Below are 15,920 nucleotides of genomic sequence, written 5' to 3'. Positions count from 1 at the left end.
TAAACTTAAATCGCAATTGATAAATAAAGAGAACACCTTAGAAAGGTGGAGTGGTCTGCTATGATTATATAATCGGACTGATTAGCCGTAGCGCCCGGTAATATAATCTTCGGTACGTCGCTGATGTGGCGAAGTAAACAGCGCGTCAGTGTCATTATATTCCACTAAACACCCTTGGTGGATAAATGCAGTATAATCTGAAACCCTGGCCGCCTGTTGCATATTGTGGGTCACTAAAACCACGCTATATTGCTGTTTTAATTCAGTAATAAGCTCTTCGATAGTCAATGTCGAAATAGGGTCTAATGCCGATGTCGGCTCATCCAACAAGAGTACCTCCGGCTCAATCGCAATCGCTCTGGCTATCACTAAGCGCTGCTGTTGACCACTGGAGAGACGAAAAGCATTTTCACGCAACCGGTCTTTAACTTCATGCCACAGTGCAGCGGCCCGCAATGAGCGCTCTACAGCTTCATCAAGCACCCGCCGGTCGCGGATCCCCTGCAAGCGCAGGCCATAGACCACATTCTCATAAATAGATTTTGGGAAAGGATTAGGCCGCTGGAAGACCATGCCGACTCGCCGACGCAAAGCAGCAACATCAGTATTTTTCTCAGTAATCGCTTCATTACCAAGAAAAATTTGACCTTCGAGGCGGCAGTTATCCAGCAAATCATTCATTCGATTAAAGCAGCGCAACAAAGTTGATTTGCCACAACCAGAGGGGCCAATCAGCGCAGTAACACGGTGCCGGGGCACATTAAAAGAAATATCGTGCAGCACCTGTTTGTCGCCATAAAATAAATTGAGCTTTTTGACCGCCAGTGCAGTTTGCTCATGAGTTAATTGCTGCACATCTAATAGCGGCAGCGAATCCGGCATCAAAAGTCCCATAAATTATCCTGCGGGTTAAAAAGTTTAGTCATAGCATTAAACCACGATATTTTTCGCGTAAATGATGGCGAATACCTATCGCCGCTAAATTAAGACCAACCACAATAATCACCAGTAATAACGCGGTGGCAAACACTAATGGCCGGGCAGCTTCTACATTGGGACTTTGGAATGCCATATCGTATATTTGGAAGCTTAAATGCATAAATTTACGTTCTAAATGCAGGAAAGGGAAAACACCATCCACTGGCAAGAGCGGTGCTGATTTCACCACCCCCACCAGCATCAATGGGGCCGTTTCCCCTGCGGCTCGCGCAACCGCTAAAATCAGCCCGGTAATCATGGCGGGAGCGGCCATTGGCAACACAATATGCCACAATGTCTCGGCTTTGCTCGCCCCCAACGCCAAGGAGCCATGCCGCAAGTTGGCCGGGATGCGAGATAACCCCTCCTCGGTCGCCACAATCACCACCGGCAATGTCAATAAAGCCAGTGTTAATGCCGCCCATAGCACACCCGGCGTACCGAATGTCGGGCTGGGCAGAGCTTCGGGATAAAATAGTTTATCCAGTGAACCGCCAATCAAATAGACAAAGAAACCGAGGCCAAATACTCCATAAACAATGGACGGCACGCCCGCTAAATTCACCACGGAAATACGAATCATCCGGGTCAGCGCATTTTTTCCTGCATATTCGTGTAAATAAACCGCCGCAATCACCCCCAGTGGCATGACCACTATGGACATTAATATCACCATCAGCACGGTACCAAAAATAGCGGGAAACACACCGCCATCAGTGTTGGTATTACGTGGATTATCGGTCAGAAACTTATTCATTTGCACCGTAAAATGGCGCAGTTTCTGCCAGAGGCTCATATCATTAGGGTACCAGGCGCGGTCGATTTGGCTCAGCGGCAGTGGATGAACTTGCCCATTCATATCCCGCAACAGCAGGGTGTAGCGGTTTTGGTCCGTTTGCAGGCCGCGCAATTTTTCCATCATCGCCTGATGGCTACGCTGGAGTTCGCCCCATTCAGCTTCAATTCTGTCTTGTGATTTGCTGTCAAAATCATTCGTCATTTGCAGGCGTTTTTTCTGTAACCGCAGTGCTTCAAACTGCTGATTCAGCATGTTCATTTGGCGGAACTGAATATCCTGGGACTGCCTAACCAGCGCTTGTATCACCGGAATGCGCTTTTGCAGCTCCAGCGCTAAATTATCCCCCACGACGGGCTGGCCGTTATCCCGCATTCCTGCGAGAAAACCATATGCGGTGCCATTGTTTTGTCTTTCTAATACCAACAAATCTTTGGGCTGACTGCGCTGTTGAATATCCGTGTCCAGCAGCCGATGAAAATCTTGCCCTTGTATCTCGCGGTTGCCGGTCTTAATCAGATAACGGGTCAGGGTCGCGCCCGACTCTGGCGGTAAAATAATGCCCGCCTGCTCTAACTGCTGGCGCGGGAGAGACTGTTGCTGATAAATTTCGCCAATGACCCTAACTGGGCCGGCGGCAGTTTGCTTGAGTTCAAACAGGTAAACTGGGCTGGGCCAGAAATAACGCATCCCCTGCCCCGCCAATAATAAGACCACACCCAGCAAGGCCAACAAGCTGATACTCACCGCCCCGGCAGTCAGCCAGATCCACGGCGAACCGGATGCAAACCACTTTTTAGTCGAGTTGGTCATCACGCAGTTGGCTCCATTTGATAGCGTTCACGTAACCGCAGGCGAATGGATTCGGCGAGTGTATTAACTAAAAATGTGAAACAAAACAGCACTAACGCCGTCAAGAATAGTACCCGATAATGGCCACTTCCTATTACGGCCTCCGGCATTTCAATGGCAATATTGGCGGCCATTGCCCGTAGCCCTTGGAAAATGCTGCCATCGATAATTGGCGAATTCCCGGTCGCCATCAGCACAATCATGGTTTCCCCCACCGCGCGGCCAAAACCAATCATTAACGCCGAGAAAATACCCGCATAAGCCGATGGTAAAATAACACGAATTAATGTCTGCCAAGGTGTCGCCCCCAATGCCAGTGAGCCTTGGCTCAGTGATGGCGGAACACTAAATAGCGCATCTTCAGCCAGTGAGAAAATAACCGGAATCAGGGCGAACCCCATGGCAACCCCAACCACTAAAGCATTGCGCTGAGAATAATTATCGCCCAACCATTCATGTAACGGCCCCCCCAGCACCCCTATCGCCAGTTTCGGCCCTAGCCAGAGTGCCAGCCAGCCAGTCAACAGAATAACCGGCAGCAAAATAATGATATCCCAGCCCGCGGGCAATTGGCGTTGCGTTTTTGCCGACAATCGCGCGCTCCCCCAGCCACACAATAAAATTGTCAGGGCCAGCAATGGCGGCAACAACAAGATGCCGGTCAAATAATGCTCAATGACCGGTGCCAGCCAAATACCGGCAATCAAACCGATAACCACCGTCGGGAATGCCCCCATCATCTCAATTGTCGGTTTAACAATTCGCCGTAAGCCCGCCGACATAAAATAAGCAGTATAAATAGCACCGGCCAATGCCAAGGGTACGGCGAATAACATGGCATAACCCGCCGCTTTTAATGTGCCGAAGATGATGGGTATCAGACTGAATTTGGCTTGATAGTTCTCTTGTGCCGAACTTGACTGCCAGACATAAGCCGGTTCGGGATAATTTTCATACCACACCCGCTGCCATAGGCTACGCCAATTGATATCAGGATAGCGATTGTCTAATTGATAGGTAGACCAACCGGCGGCATTCTCTACCAGCAGACTATCGCCCCAGGGGGAGAACGCGGCATGGGTAATACCCGCAGCCAGTTTATGTTGTAATAGCGGTGCAGACTGGATACTGGAAAAGAGCGATAACTCACCTTGTGGCGATAATGAAGCAAATACCCGCCGCGCATTTTCAGTCGTCAGTAAGCCCTTACTTGCGGGAGTAAAGCTGCGAATCCGGGTCAAATGATATTGATTGTTCGGCTCTTTGGGCACATCAAACCACTGCGTAACAACACCGTCCGGCGCTTGAACCAGCAGTGACTTCCCCCCTGCCAGTAGAGAAAGTATCAATGGCCCTTGCGGTGGGTGTTTATCATCCGCCGATTTATCCGCTAACAAAGAGACAATTTCACGCAAGGCAAGCTCAGTGCCAAATTGGTAAATATAGAGCTGATGACCGGATAACAGATAGAGCAAACGCCCGTCGGGCGTTAATAACAGCTGGTCAATGGCCTTGGGCACCTCCGTCATCTCGATGACCTGCTGCCCTTGAGCGGTAAATCTGCCAGCCATTAAACGGCCATCATCCGTGGTGGCGGCCAGAGAAAAATGCTGCGGTTGCGGTTCAGCCAACACCAAATGATGCAAATTTTGGCCTTTCAAATCCAGAAAACGCGGCTGCTCACCCAGAGGAAATTGCCAACGCGGTGCGGTCGCTGAAAAGTCGGGTTGCAGTAGCATGAAGCGGCCATTACTCAGACCAATGCCATACAAAGGTTGCCCACCCACAGCGCGACTGATTGACACCGGCGGCGGTGATAACTGTTGCTCACTGATAAGGCTCCCGGCGGGAGATTCCCCCTGCGGATTTAGCCGGATGAAATAGCCTTTTCCTTTATCATCAATGCGATATCCGACCTTCCCTTGGGTACCTACCCCCAGAGCAAGCGTGGGTGCTGTGCGATCCACGGCAAACTGACTATCTAAATTGATTGAAGCTGGCTTAAACAGAGGCAGCGCTGCGTACAATAAATAAACAAAAATCAGCATTAATGTCAGCAAAACCAACAGGCCACTGCCCGTCACTAACATACGCACCAGACGTTCAATGACAGCCCGGCGCTTATCTCTCCCTGATGTTGTTACCACGCCCGCTTGCTGCATAATCTGCTGTTGCCCCATGCCCTTTCAGTGTTTTTCGTCTATTTTGTCAATCCAAGCGCCCATCTTTAATAGATATAGCGCCGGATGACCGTGCATCTTATGTCAGTTTTGTGGCGTTTGCATGACTATGTTGGCGTTATTAACGAACAAAGTTAACTAATGATATCTGTTGGACTTTCTTGTCAAACTTTCGCAATAATGATTAAGGACACTAGATACTCCCACAATAATCTTACTGGAGTTGCAATGGGTCAGGAAAAGCTCTACACCGAAAAAGAACTCAGTTGGTTATCTTTTAATGAGCGGGTATTGCAGGAAGCGGCGGATAAGAGCAATCCACTTATCGAGCGGATGCGTTTTCTTGGCATTTACTCCAACAATCTCGATGAATTTTATAAAGTCCGTTTCGCCGATCTGAAGCGGCGCATTCTGATTAGCGAGGAGCAAGGCTCTGCCGTGACTTCCCGCCATTTGCTTAAAAAAATCCAAAGCAAAATAGTGAAAGCGGATCAAGAATTTGACGGGCTTTATAATGATCTCTTGCTGGAAATGGCACGTAATCAAATCTTCCTGATTAATGAGCGGCAAATTTCCGAAAACCAGCAAGTCTGGTTAAAGCAATATTTTAAACAGCATTTGCGCCAACACATCACGCCGATTCTGATTAACCACGACACCAATCTGGTGCAATTTTTAAAAGACGATTACACCTATCTGGCGGTAGAAATCATTCGCGGTCAGGATATTGCTTATGCCCTGTTAGAAATTCCCTCAGATAAAGTGCCGCGCTTCGTTAACTTACCACCAGAAGCCCCACGCCGTCGCAAACCAATGATATTGCTTGATAATATTCTTAGGTATTGTCTCGATGAGATTTTTAAAGGCTTCTTTGATTACGACGCACTGAATGCCTATTCCATGAAAATGACCCGCGATGCAGAATATGATTTGGTCACTGAAATGGAATCCAGTTTGTTGGAATTGATGTCATCAAGCTTAAAACAGCGCCTAACGGCTGAGCCAGTACGCTTTGTTTATCAACGCGATATGCCGGATGAAATGGTGGAATTACTGCGCAATAAGCTGGGTATTTCTAATGATGACTCGGTTATTGCCGGTGGCCGTTATCATAATTTCAAAGACTTTATCAGCTTCCCGAATGTGGGCAAAAGCAATCTGGTGAATAAACCCTTACCGCGCCTGCGCCATATTTGGTTTGATAAATTCCGCAATGGTTTTGATGCTATTCGCGAACAAGATGTGCTGCTGTATTACCCTTATCATACTTTCGAACATGTATTGGAATTGCTGCGTCAGGCATCATTCGACCCCAGCGTTTTAGCCATTAAAATCAATATTTATCGCGTCGCGAAAGATTCGCGCATTATTGAGTCGATGATCCATGCGGCCCATAATGGCAAGAAAGTGACGGTGGTGGTGGAATTACAAGCGCGTTTCGATGAAGAAGCCAATATTCACTGGGCCAAAAGCTTAACGGCCGCCGGTGTACACGTTATTTTCTCCGCACCGGGACTAAAAATTCATGCCAAGTTATTCCTAATCTCCCGTCTTGAAGGCGAGGAAATCGTGCGTTATGCCCATATTGGTACCGGCAACTTTAATGAGAAAACAGCTCGAATTTATACTGATTATTCCTTGCTGACGGCCGATGCACGGATTACCAATGAAGTGCGGCGGGTATTTAACTTTATTGAAAATCCTTACCGCCCGGTCAAATTCGATAATTTGATGGTGTCACCACAGAACTCGCGCTTGATGCTGTATCAACTGATCGACCAGGAAATTATTAATGCTCAGGCGGGCGAAAGCGCCGGTATCACCCTGAAGATAAATAATTTAGTGGATAAAGGCTTGGTAGATAGGTTATATAGCGCCTCCAGTGCGGGGGTGAAGATCCGCTTATTAATACGTGGGATGTGTTCTTTAATCCCAAATATGCCGGGGATCAGCGATAATATTCAAGTCACCAGTATTGTTGACCGCTTCTTAGAGCATGACCGAGTGTACGTTTTTGAGAATAAAGGCGACAAACTGGTCTATCTCTCTTCCGCTGACTGGATGACCCGTAACATTGATTATCGTATTGAAGTCGCAGTTTCATTACTGGACCCGAGGTTAAAACAGCGGGTGCTGGATATTTTAGAGCTGTTATTCAACGACACGGTAAAAGCCCGTTATATTGATAAAGAACTGAGTAATCGTTATGTACCGCGTGGAAATAGGCGCAAAGTACGTGCACAGATTGCCATCTATGATTATTTAAAAGCGCTGGAACAACCAGACGTATCGAGCTAAAACTATGCCGCTAACCAATAATTCAACTACCATAAAACCGCAAGAAATTGCGGCTATCGATCTGGGTTCTAACAGTTTTCATATGGTTATTGCCCGTGTCGTTAACGGCGCATTGCAGGTTTTAGGCCGCCTAAAGCAGCGCGTGCATCTGGCTGATGGTCTGGATAGCAATAATATGCTCAGCGAAGAAGCTATTGAACGGGGTCTGGCTTGTCTGGCCCTGTTTGCAGAACGTTTGCAAGGTTTCTCGCCAGACAACGTCTGTATCGTGGGTACGCATTCACTGCGACAAGCCGCGAATGCAGAGACTTTCCTCAAACGCGCCGCCGAGGTTATTCCTTATCCGATCGAAATCATTTCGGGTCAGGAAGAAGCGCGTCTGATTTTCATGGGAGTCGAACATACTCAGCCGGAAAAAGGCCGCAAACTGGTGATTGATATCGGTGGTGGTTCAACCGAGTTGGTTATTGGCGAAGATTTCGAACCTCTGCTGGTAGAAAGCCGCCGTATGGGGTGTGTCAGTTTTGCTCAACAGTTTTTCCCACACGGCGAAATCAGTAAGACTAACTTCAAACGTGCCCGTCTGGCTGCCGCGCAAAAGTTGGAAAACCTCGCCTGGCAATACCGAATTCAAGGTTGGCAATATGCTCTGGGAGCATCCGGCACCATAAAAGCCACTTATGAAGTCTTGGTGGAAATGGGCGAGAAAGACGGTTTGATCACCCCAGAGCGCCTCGAAATGCTGGTTGAGCAAGTGCTGCAATACAAACACTTCTCAGCATTGAGCCTGCCGGGGTTATCGGAAGATCGCCAGTCGGTATTTGTGCCCGGTTTAGCTATTTTGTGTGGTGTGTTTGATGCATTGGCAGTCAAAGAGTTACGTTTATCCGACGGTGCGCTGCGTGAAGGCGTGCTGTATGAGATGGAAGGCCGCTTCCGCCATCAAGATATCCGTCAGCGCACGGCTAAAAGTTTAGCAGAACACTATAATATTGACCGGGAACAAGCGCGCCGGGTGCTGGAAACCACTGAGCAGCTTTATACCCAATGGTTGGCGCAAAACACCAAGCTGGTACAACCGCAACTTGAAGCATTGCTAAAGTGGGCGGCAATGCTACATGAGGTCGGGCTGAGTATTAATCACAGCGGGATGCATCGCCATTCTGCCTATATCTTGCAAAATACCAACTTGCCGGGCTTCAATCAGGAGCAGCAATTGCTATTGGCAACTTTGGTGCGTATGCATCGAAAAGGGATTAAGCTTGATGAGTTGCCGCGCTTGAATTTATTCAAGAAAAAATATTATTTGCCGCTAATTCAATTATTACGGTTAAGCACTTTATTGAATAATCAGCGTCAATCGACCACCACCCCGGAAACTCTGCGGCTGATAACTGATGACAGCCACTGGACATTGCGTTTCCCTGCAGGTTATCTGGCACAAAATAACCTGGTACAACTAGATTTTGAACGTGAGCAGGCTTATTGGGATGACGTGGTGGGCTGGAAGCTTTTCATTGAAGAAGAACCCTCGGAAGAAGCCGATTCTGAAGCGCCCAAAGCATGATCAGATTGAATCCCGATGAGCTTATTTATACAGAATCAACAACAAGTCAGTGATTCGGGTGCGTGAAGGCAGCTAACTTTTGCTGATACCAATAAGCTGCTATTTCAAGAAAGAAGGGTAAAAATGATGAAAAGAAGGCCATCGACACCACTAACAAAAATTATCTTACTGGTGAGCTTTCTCATTCTATTTGGTCGCTTATTGTTTGCAGGGATCGCTTCTATTTCTCATCATCAAGAGCGGCGTGAAGCACAACGGATCGAGCAGTCCGTGGACGGTGAACTCCCTGGCCCCCATGAAACTGACCTCAGTCCCTAAACTTTCGTACTCATACGCTCGTTTCATATACACGGACATCACACATTATGCCAGTACCAATCATTCCGGTTTCGTTTTCTGCCGCGGCAAAAAAAAGCACTAAAAATAATGCGAAAAAACTGGCAGAAATCCGCAATCGAATACTTTCTCTATTACTGAATAATAAAGACTTGGTCGATGGTATTCTTGGCCGTCAGGAAGACCGCGAAAAGATCAGTGATGAGAAACTTGCTGAAAAAACATTAGAAATCAAAACGCTGCTCGACGATTTACACGCAGCTGACCTTGCCGACTTACTCGAAGCCTTACCCAATGATGAGCGTTTGGCATTGTGGCGGTTAGTCAAAAACGAGAAACGCGGACAAACGCTGGTCGAAGTCTCTGAGACAGTGTGGGACACGCTTATCAAAGAGATGAGCGATAAAGATCTGTTAAAAGCGATGCGCACCTTGCATGTCGATGAACAGGCTTATCTGGCCGAATATCTGCCGCGTAACTTAATGGGCCGCTTACTCACCTCACTTGACCCTGACCAACGGGCCAGAGTGCGGGAAGTTATCCAATATGGTCGCGATACTGTCGGCCAAATGATGGATTTCGAACTGGTGACGGTGCGAGCTGATGTCACCCTCGGCACGGTACACCGCTATTTGCGCTATCGGAAAAACATTCCCGATGCCACGGATAAAATCTTCGTTATTGATCGCAAGAATACCTTACTCGGTGAACTGCCTCTGACCGCGATCCTCCTCAACTCACCGGATACGAAAGTATTCCAAGTGATGGAGAGCAACCCGACCACTTTCCAGCCGGAGCAAAAAGCGGAAGATGCTGCGGGTGCCTTTGAACGTTATGACTTAATCAGCGCCGCGGTAATTGATGCCAAAGGCAAACTAATGGGCCGGCTGACCATCGAAGAGATAGTCGACGTCGTCAATGAAGAGAGTGACACCACGTTAAGGCGCATGGGCGGTTTGAGTCCGGAAGAAGACGTGTTCTCCCCGGTAGGCCGTGCGGTTCGAACCCGTTGGTCATGGCTGGCAATCAATCTCTGCACCGCGTTTGTGGCCTCAAGGGTCATCGGGTTATTTGAAGATACTATCTCGCAATTAGTCGCATTGGCGGCATTAATGCCAATCGTCGCAGGTATTGGCGGTAACACCGGTAACCAAACCATCACCATGATTGTCCGCGCCTTGGCATTGCACCATATTCAGCAGGGTAATGTGACTTTCCTGATGTTCAGAGAATTGGGTGTGGCGCTAATCAATGGTTTGATCTGGGGCGGGATTATGGGGTTTGTCACTTATCTGCTCTATGGCGATCCGGCCATGGGTGGCGTGATGACGTTGGCAATGATCCTTAACTTGTTAATGGCCGCGCTAATGGGGGTCATTATCCCGATGACTATGGCCCGTTTAGGCCGTGATCCGGCTATCGGTTCCAGTGTCATGATCACAGCCATCACCGATACTGGCGGCTTTTTCATTTTTCTGGGACTTGCCACCCTATTCTTAGTTTAATGATTATGATAATAAAAAAATAATTAATTGAGCATGGAGTAAACAAATCACATCTATCCATGCTCAGCTATACTAAACTATTGAATATGACCGCGTTTCAAATACAGTATATTTTTATGTGATGGGTTTCCCCTATCATAATCAAAATTCTTGCGAGCAAAATAAGGCGCTATATGGATCTCAGTGCAGCCGAAAAACCAGCTCCTGACAATAAAGCGATTATTCACATTACTATCATCAGCATAGTGGTGTTTTTGCTCGCACTTTTTTGTATCCGCCTTTCTGAGCAATCAGAAAACCTGGCTCCGTTATGGTTCCCGACCGCCGTATTGGTCGTAGCGTTATTCCACCTCCCAACACGCTATTGGTCGTGGCAATTATTAGCCGCCGGAATATGTATTGTTGCCGCTAATTTTATTTTATATGGCATCAGTGGGTTCCCCCTGCCACTGACATTCATCAACCTCGCGGAGTCGGCTGCTGGCGCGTGGTTACTGCGTAAACTTTTGCAACCCAAAGACCCCCTTAATAACCTTTTTAGTTGGCTCAAATTCGCCCTTTGTGCTGTGATTTTGGTTCCTCTAATCAGCGGATTAGCAGCAGCTTGGTATTTAGCGCCGCAAAACGGCAGCTTTACCCAAGTGCTGACAGTGTGGTTTATGTCCGAAGCTATCGGCATGTTGGCTTTAGGCCCGGTTGGCCTGCTTTATCGCCGGGGTTATTTCAATCTCGCGACCAAAACCAAAGCGCTGTTTGATATGACGTGGATAATGATAGTCTCGCTGACCGCTTGTTATATCAGCCTGATTTATATGCCTTATCCTTTTACTTTCGTTATTATGGCGCTGATCTGGACATCTATCCGCTTACCCCGTTTTGAGACTTTTACTCTCTGTTTTCTGGCCACATTGCTGATTGCAATGATGATCAACTTCAACCTATTTACCCTTCAGGCGGACGCCAAACTATCCGTTCAGGCATTTTCTTTTATTCCATTATTGATGGTGCTGATTCCTCCGCACGCCATGGCCATGGTGATGCACGCCTTTCGCATGGAAAAAAAACATATTATTGAAAGTGAAAACCGCTTTCGTAATGCCATGGAATACTCGGCCATCGGCATGGCATTGGTGTCGCCGGAAGGTAAATGGATGCAGGTCAATCAAGCGCTGTGCAAATTATTGGGTTACCGCCAAGAAACCTTGCTCACCCTGAATTTTCAGCAAATAACTCACCCGGAAGATCTCTCCGTCGACTTGAAATTGCTCGAGGATCTATACCATGGTCGCATTCCCAGTTATTCGATGGAAAAACGCTATATCCGCAGTGATGGCGAGGTGGTGTGGGCGCTGTTGGTGGTGAGCGTGGTACGCGACCATGAGCAACAGCCGCTTTATTACATTTCACAGGTCGAAGATATTAATGACCTGAAAAAGAGCGAAATCGTTAACCGCCGCCTGATGGAGCGCATTACGCTGGCGAACGAGGCCGGCGGGATTGGTATCTGGGAATTGGATATCAGAAAGCAGCAGATCAGTTGGGATAAGCGAATGTATGAGCTTTATCATGTCCCGCTCAACACCCCAGTTGATAATGATGTTTGGCAGCAATACATTCACCCTGATGATATTAACCGCGTTAATCGTGAATACAGCGCTGCACTCAATCAACGCAAGCCCTACCGGCTCGAATTCAGATTATTGTTACCGAATGGCGATATTGTTCATTTACGCAATCAGGCCAATATGATTTGCGACAAAAATGGCGATATTCTGCGCCTGATGGGCACCACGCTGGATATGACCGAAATCAGAAATCTGACCGAAGCGCTGCATGAAGAAAAAGAGCGGCTGCATATCACTCTGGACTCCATCGGCGAGGCGGTGGTCTGTACTGATCAGGATATGAATATCACCTTTATGAACCCGGTCGCGGAGAAAATGACCGGTTGGGCTAATACCATCGCGCTGGGTCAGCCCGTGCATCATATTATTAAGCTAACCGACGGCGTTGATGGGCCGGAAATTGATAATCCAATAGAACATTGTCTCACCCATCGCCCTTACTCCTCGCTGAATGAGTCGATGGTATTACATCATCGCGACGGACATTATTACGACATTCAGGAGTCTGTCGCCCCACTGAAAACGCTGGAAGGCACTATTGTTGGGGCAGTTTTGGTGTTCCAGGATGTCGGCGAATCGCGCGCAATGATACGCAAACTCAGCCACAGCGCGTCACATGATAATCTCACCGGCTTGCCAAACCGCGCTAATTTCGACAATAAATTAAAAGCGGCTATCCAGAAAAGTGTCGATTCTAACCAACAACACGCGCTGGCTTTCTTGGATCTGGATTATTTTAAAGCTGTTAACGACACCGCCGGGCACCCAGCTGGAGATGCACTGCTCAAAGAACTTAGTCAGTTAATGCGTCAACATTTACGCAATAGTGACTGTGTCGCACGACTGGGGGGCGATGAATTCGGTTTACTGATGCTTAATTGCACCCTATCTCACGCCAAAGCCATTACCCAAAGTCTGGTATCCATGATCAATGACTATCATTTCTACTGGGAAGATAAACTGTACCGTATTGGTGCCAGTGCTGGCGTCACGCAAATCAGCAGCAACAACAGTCAGCGCAGTGAGATTATGGCGCAAGCTGACATCGCCTGTTATACCGCCAAGCACAGTGGGCGCGGTCAGGTTTATCTCTACCAGCCACGACAAAAACAGCTGCTAGCCCGCCAGCACGGGCTACTCAGCCGAGAAGATGTCGAAAGTATTCTCCGTGAAAATCAATTATCGCTACAGATGACCCCGACAGCGCCACCGAAAACGCCGCTATCGGTCTGCTTCTATCAGGTCAGTTTCGAGATTAATCGGCCACAAGATATTGCCGTTAGCCAGTCTGCCTTTGAGGAAGCGGCGGTATTGTATAATTTGCAGCCGGAAATCGACCATTGGGTCTGCGAGCAACTGTTAGTGGAGCACGCCCCAGCACTACAGCGTAAAGGGCTGGCACTGGCTATCCCGCTGTCGGAAGTGGCTCTGCTCAAAGAAGATTTCCGCCAGTCACTGCTCACATTGCTACCACAGACCCCCTTGCCACCACAAAGTCTCTATTGGATGGTCGATGAAGCCACATTGCTGCAATATCCGTTTGCGATTGGTAATTTCCTCGCCAAACTGCAACTACTAGGCTGTAAACTTATTGTGAAAGAGTTTGGCCATAACCTGAATGATTTTGAATTATTAGCGGCGCATACCATTGATTATCTGAAATTTAACAGCAATTTAATTTCCAATATTCATACAAATCAAATGGATGAGGTTCTGATATCCATCATTAACGGCACAGCACAACGGGCGAATATCGCCACACTGGCTGGCCCGGCAGAATTACCGCCGACCCTCAGTAAGTTAATTGATATCGGTGTTGATTTAGTCGATGGCGAAACGATTGGCCGCACGCAACCTTTGTCAGAGGTGCTTAACAGTGGATATTTCGCGATAAAATAGCGCGATAACCTGACTTGACGATTGCCCCGCCGCTCACTCTGGGGTAAAGTCGCGCCCTTTATTTGGCCTGGGGGCAATTATGTTCATTGGATTTGACTACGGCACAGCAAACTGCTCGGTTGCCGTGATGCGGGACGATGCGCCCGAATTGCTAGTGCTGGAAAATAATGACGTTTATTTGCCCTCGATGCTGTGCGCCCCGACGCGGGAAGCCGTAAGTGAGTGCCTGCACCGCCATTGGCAGGTGCCAACAGGCAGTGACGAAAATCAGCAACTATTACGCCGGGCCATGGCGTTCAATCGCGAAGAAGATATTCCGGTGGCCGCCGACAGCTTGATGTTCGGCTTGTCTGCACTGGCTCACTATATTGAAGATCCCGAAGAAGTTTACTTTGTAAAATCGCCTAAATCTTTCTTGGGTGCCAATGGGTTGAAACCGCAACAGTTGGCGCTGTTTGAGGATTTAGTCTGCGCCATGATGTTCCACATCAAACGCCAGGCGGAAGCGGTATTGTCATCAGAAATTAGCCAGACGGTGATTGGCCGCCCAGTTAACTTCCAAGGTTCCGGCGGTGAAGAAGCCAACCGACAAGCCGAGGGGATTTTGCTGCGTGCCGCGCAACGCGCGGGTTTTCGCGATATCGCCTTCCAGTTTGAGCCGGTGGCTGCGGGGCTGGATTTTGAAGCCACACTGACCAGTGAAAAAACCGTTTTAGTGGTGGATATCGGCGGGGGAACCACGGACTGCTCGGTGCTATTAATGGGCCCAAAATGGCAAGGTTTGGCCGACCGCCAGCAAAGTCTGCTGGGTCACAGCGGTTGCCGTGTCGGGGGGAATGACCTTGATATCATGTTGGCATTTAAGCAACTGATGCCGCTGTTTGGTATGGGAGGCGAGACCGAAAAAGGCATTGCGATGCCGTCATTGCCCTACTGGAACGCGGTTGCCACCAACGATGTTCCCGCCCAGAGTGATTTCTATAGCACCGTGAATGGCCGTTTCTTGCGAGATTTAATCCGTGATGCGGCTAACCCACAGCAAGTTCAGCGCTTGTTGAAAGTCTATCAACAACGTTTAAGTTACCGCCTGGTACGCGCCGCAGAAGAGAGCAAGATTGCGCTGTCCGAGCAACAACAAGTCGCCGCAGCACTGGATTTTGTTCAGCCGGAATTAGGGCAAACTATCAGCCAGCAGCAGCTTGCTGAAGCTATCGCCCAACCCCTGCAACGCATTCAAGAGCAAGTCAGCCTGGCGCTAGCCACCAGCCACATCACGCCCGATGTGATTTACCTGACTGGCGGCAGTGCCCGCTCGCCATTACTGCGTGCCGCCTTACAGCAGCAATTGCCGGGTATCCCACTGGTGGGGGGCAATGATTTTGGCTCCGTCACCGCCGGGTTGGCGCGTTGGGCACAGACACTTTATCGGTGATATTTTTATATTGATGTTGATGTTGATGTTGATGTTGATGTTGATGTTGATGTTGATGTTGATTAAGTGATCTGGTTCGGTTGTTAGAGCACCGGAGCATTGTTTCGGTTGATAGTCATTCAGTGATTACTTAATCCCAGTCGCCTCAACCGAGCAGGAGGGCTAGCCGGCCCTCCTGCACCTGCGGCTTGCGCGAAACATTACTGCTATTCGCAGTCCCCTCCGGCAGCCATTGGCCTCATCGAGCCAGCGCGAGTCGCGTCCTGCTCCAGCGCGCTTTTCGCCGGGGTAATTCGTCCCGTCCTTGGGACTCACCCCTTCGGGGCCGCTGCTCGCAGCGTTCAAATCTGCTCCCGGCAGATTTGTCCATGGCGGCTCACTCGGGCCATCGTCTTTGTCGGTAATATTCCTGATTGCGCTCAACATCAAAATCAAAACTATGGTTTTGACCT

General features: G+C 48.6%; 9 protein-coding genes. 6 read left to right on the top strand and 3 right to left on the bottom strand.

What is annotated here, in order from left to right; all coding sequences use genetic code 11:
* Positions 1-81: 81 nt before the first annotated feature.
* Genes pstB through OVO64_RS08750 form a run of 3 tightly spaced genes read right to left on the bottom strand, consistent with a single transcriptional unit; the run spans position 82 to position 4,788 of the window.
* A complete protein-coding gene (pstB, locus tag OVO64_RS08760; protein WP_145510186.1) occupies positions 82-894 on the bottom strand; it encodes a phosphate ABC transporter ATP-binding protein PstB in 813 nt (270 codons plus the stop codon).
* A gap of 28 nt (positions 895-922) precedes the next feature.
* Positions 923-2,587, bottom strand: a complete 1,665-nt coding sequence (gene pstA / locus OVO64_RS08755) for a phosphate ABC transporter permease PstA (protein WP_145510187.1) — start codon at positions 2,585-2,587, stop codon at positions 923-925.
* On the bottom strand, positions 2,587-4,788 hold the full coding sequence (locus OVO64_RS08750; protein WP_267248746.1) for an ABC transporter permease subunit: 2,202 nt from the start codon (positions 4,786-4,788) through the stop codon (positions 2,587-2,589). Before OVO64_RS08750 ends, pstA begins: the two co-directional genes overlap by 1 nt.
* Positions 4,789-5,034: 246 nt before the next feature.
* Here OVO64_RS08750 and ppk1 point away from each other — a divergent pair, with 246 nt between their 5' ends.
* The 6 genes from ppk1 (at position 5,035) to yegD (ending at position 15,468) form a co-directional block, all read left to right on the top strand.
* Positions 5,035-7,104, top strand: coding sequence for a polyphosphate kinase 1 (ppk1, locus tag OVO64_RS08745; RefSeq protein WP_267248719.1), 2,070 nt, complete (start codon positions 5,035-5,037; stop codon positions 7,102-7,104).
* A 4-nt stretch (positions 7,105-7,108) separates the two neighbouring features.
* Positions 7,109-8,671 (top strand): exopolyphosphatase, encoded by a 1,563-nt coding sequence (gene ppx / locus OVO64_RS08740; protein ID WP_038635207.1) that lies wholly within the window; start codon positions 7,109-7,111, stop codon positions 8,669-8,671.
* 126 nt (positions 8,672-8,797) lie between these two features.
* The gene (locus OVO64_RS08735) at positions 8,798-8,989 is read left to right on the top strand and encodes a YfgG family protein (protein ID WP_038639690.1); all 192 of its coding nucleotides are present in this window, start codon (positions 8,798-8,800) and stop codon (positions 8,987-8,989) included.
* A 47-nt stretch (positions 8,990-9,036) separates the two neighbouring features.
* Positions 9,037-10,512: a magnesium transporter gene (mgtE, locus tag OVO64_RS08730; RefSeq protein ID WP_042562350.1), complete on the top strand. Its 1,476-nt coding sequence runs from the start codon at positions 9,037-9,039 to the stop codon at positions 10,510-10,512.
* Positions 10,513-10,685: 173 nt separating this feature from the next.
* Positions 10,686-14,036 (top strand): diguanylate cyclase, encoded by a 3,351-nt coding sequence (locus tag OVO64_RS08725; protein ID WP_267248718.1) that lies wholly within the window; start codon positions 10,686-10,688, stop codon positions 14,034-14,036.
* Positions 14,037-14,115: 79 nt separating this feature from the next.
* Positions 14,116-15,468 (top strand): molecular chaperone, encoded by a 1,353-nt coding sequence (yegD, locus tag OVO64_RS08720; RefSeq protein WP_038635214.1) that lies wholly within the window; start codon positions 14,116-14,118, stop codon positions 15,466-15,468.
* Positions 15,469-15,920 lie beyond the last annotated feature (452 nt).

Source organism: Yersinia sp. Marseille-Q5920 (assembly GCF_946902935.1).
Taxonomy (GTDB): domain Bacteria; phylum Pseudomonadota; class Gammaproteobacteria; order Enterobacterales; family Enterobacteriaceae; genus Yersinia; species Yersinia rochesterensis.
This window is presented reverse-complemented; position numbering and strand designations above follow the sequence as displayed.

Bases quoted from the DNA above. Each gene is read 5' to 3' on its own strand.
- pstB (WP_145510186.1), bottom strand. From the start codon at position 894: ATGGGACTTTTGATGCCGGATTCGCTGCCGCTATTAGATGTGCAGCAA.
- pstA (WP_145510187.1), bottom strand. From the start codon at position 2,587: ATGACCAACTCGACTAAAAAGTGGTTTGCATCCGGTTCGCCGTGGATC.
- OVO64_RS08750 (WP_267248746.1), bottom strand. From the start codon at position 4,788: ATGCAGCAAGCGGGCGTGGTAACAACATCAGGGAGAGATAAGCGCCGG.
- ppk1 (WP_267248719.1), top strand. From the start codon at position 5,035: ATGGGTCAGGAAAAGCTCTACACCGAAAAAGAACTCAGTTGGTTATCT.
- ppx (WP_038635207.1), top strand. From the start codon at position 7,109: ATGCCGCTAACCAATAATTCAACTACCATAAAACCGCAAGAAATTGCG.
- OVO64_RS08735 (WP_038639690.1), top strand. From the start codon at position 8,798: ATGAAAAGAAGGCCATCGACACCACTAACAAAAATTATCTTACTGGTG.
- mgtE (WP_042562350.1), top strand. From the start codon at position 9,037: ATGCCAGTACCAATCATTCCGGTTTCGTTTTCTGCCGCGGCAAAAAAA.
- OVO64_RS08725 (WP_267248718.1), top strand. From the start codon at position 10,686: ATGGATCTCAGTGCAGCCGAAAAACCAGCTCCTGACAATAAAGCGATT.
- yegD (WP_038635214.1), top strand. From the start codon at position 14,116: ATGTTCATTGGATTTGACTACGGCACAGCAAACTGCTCGGTTGCCGTG.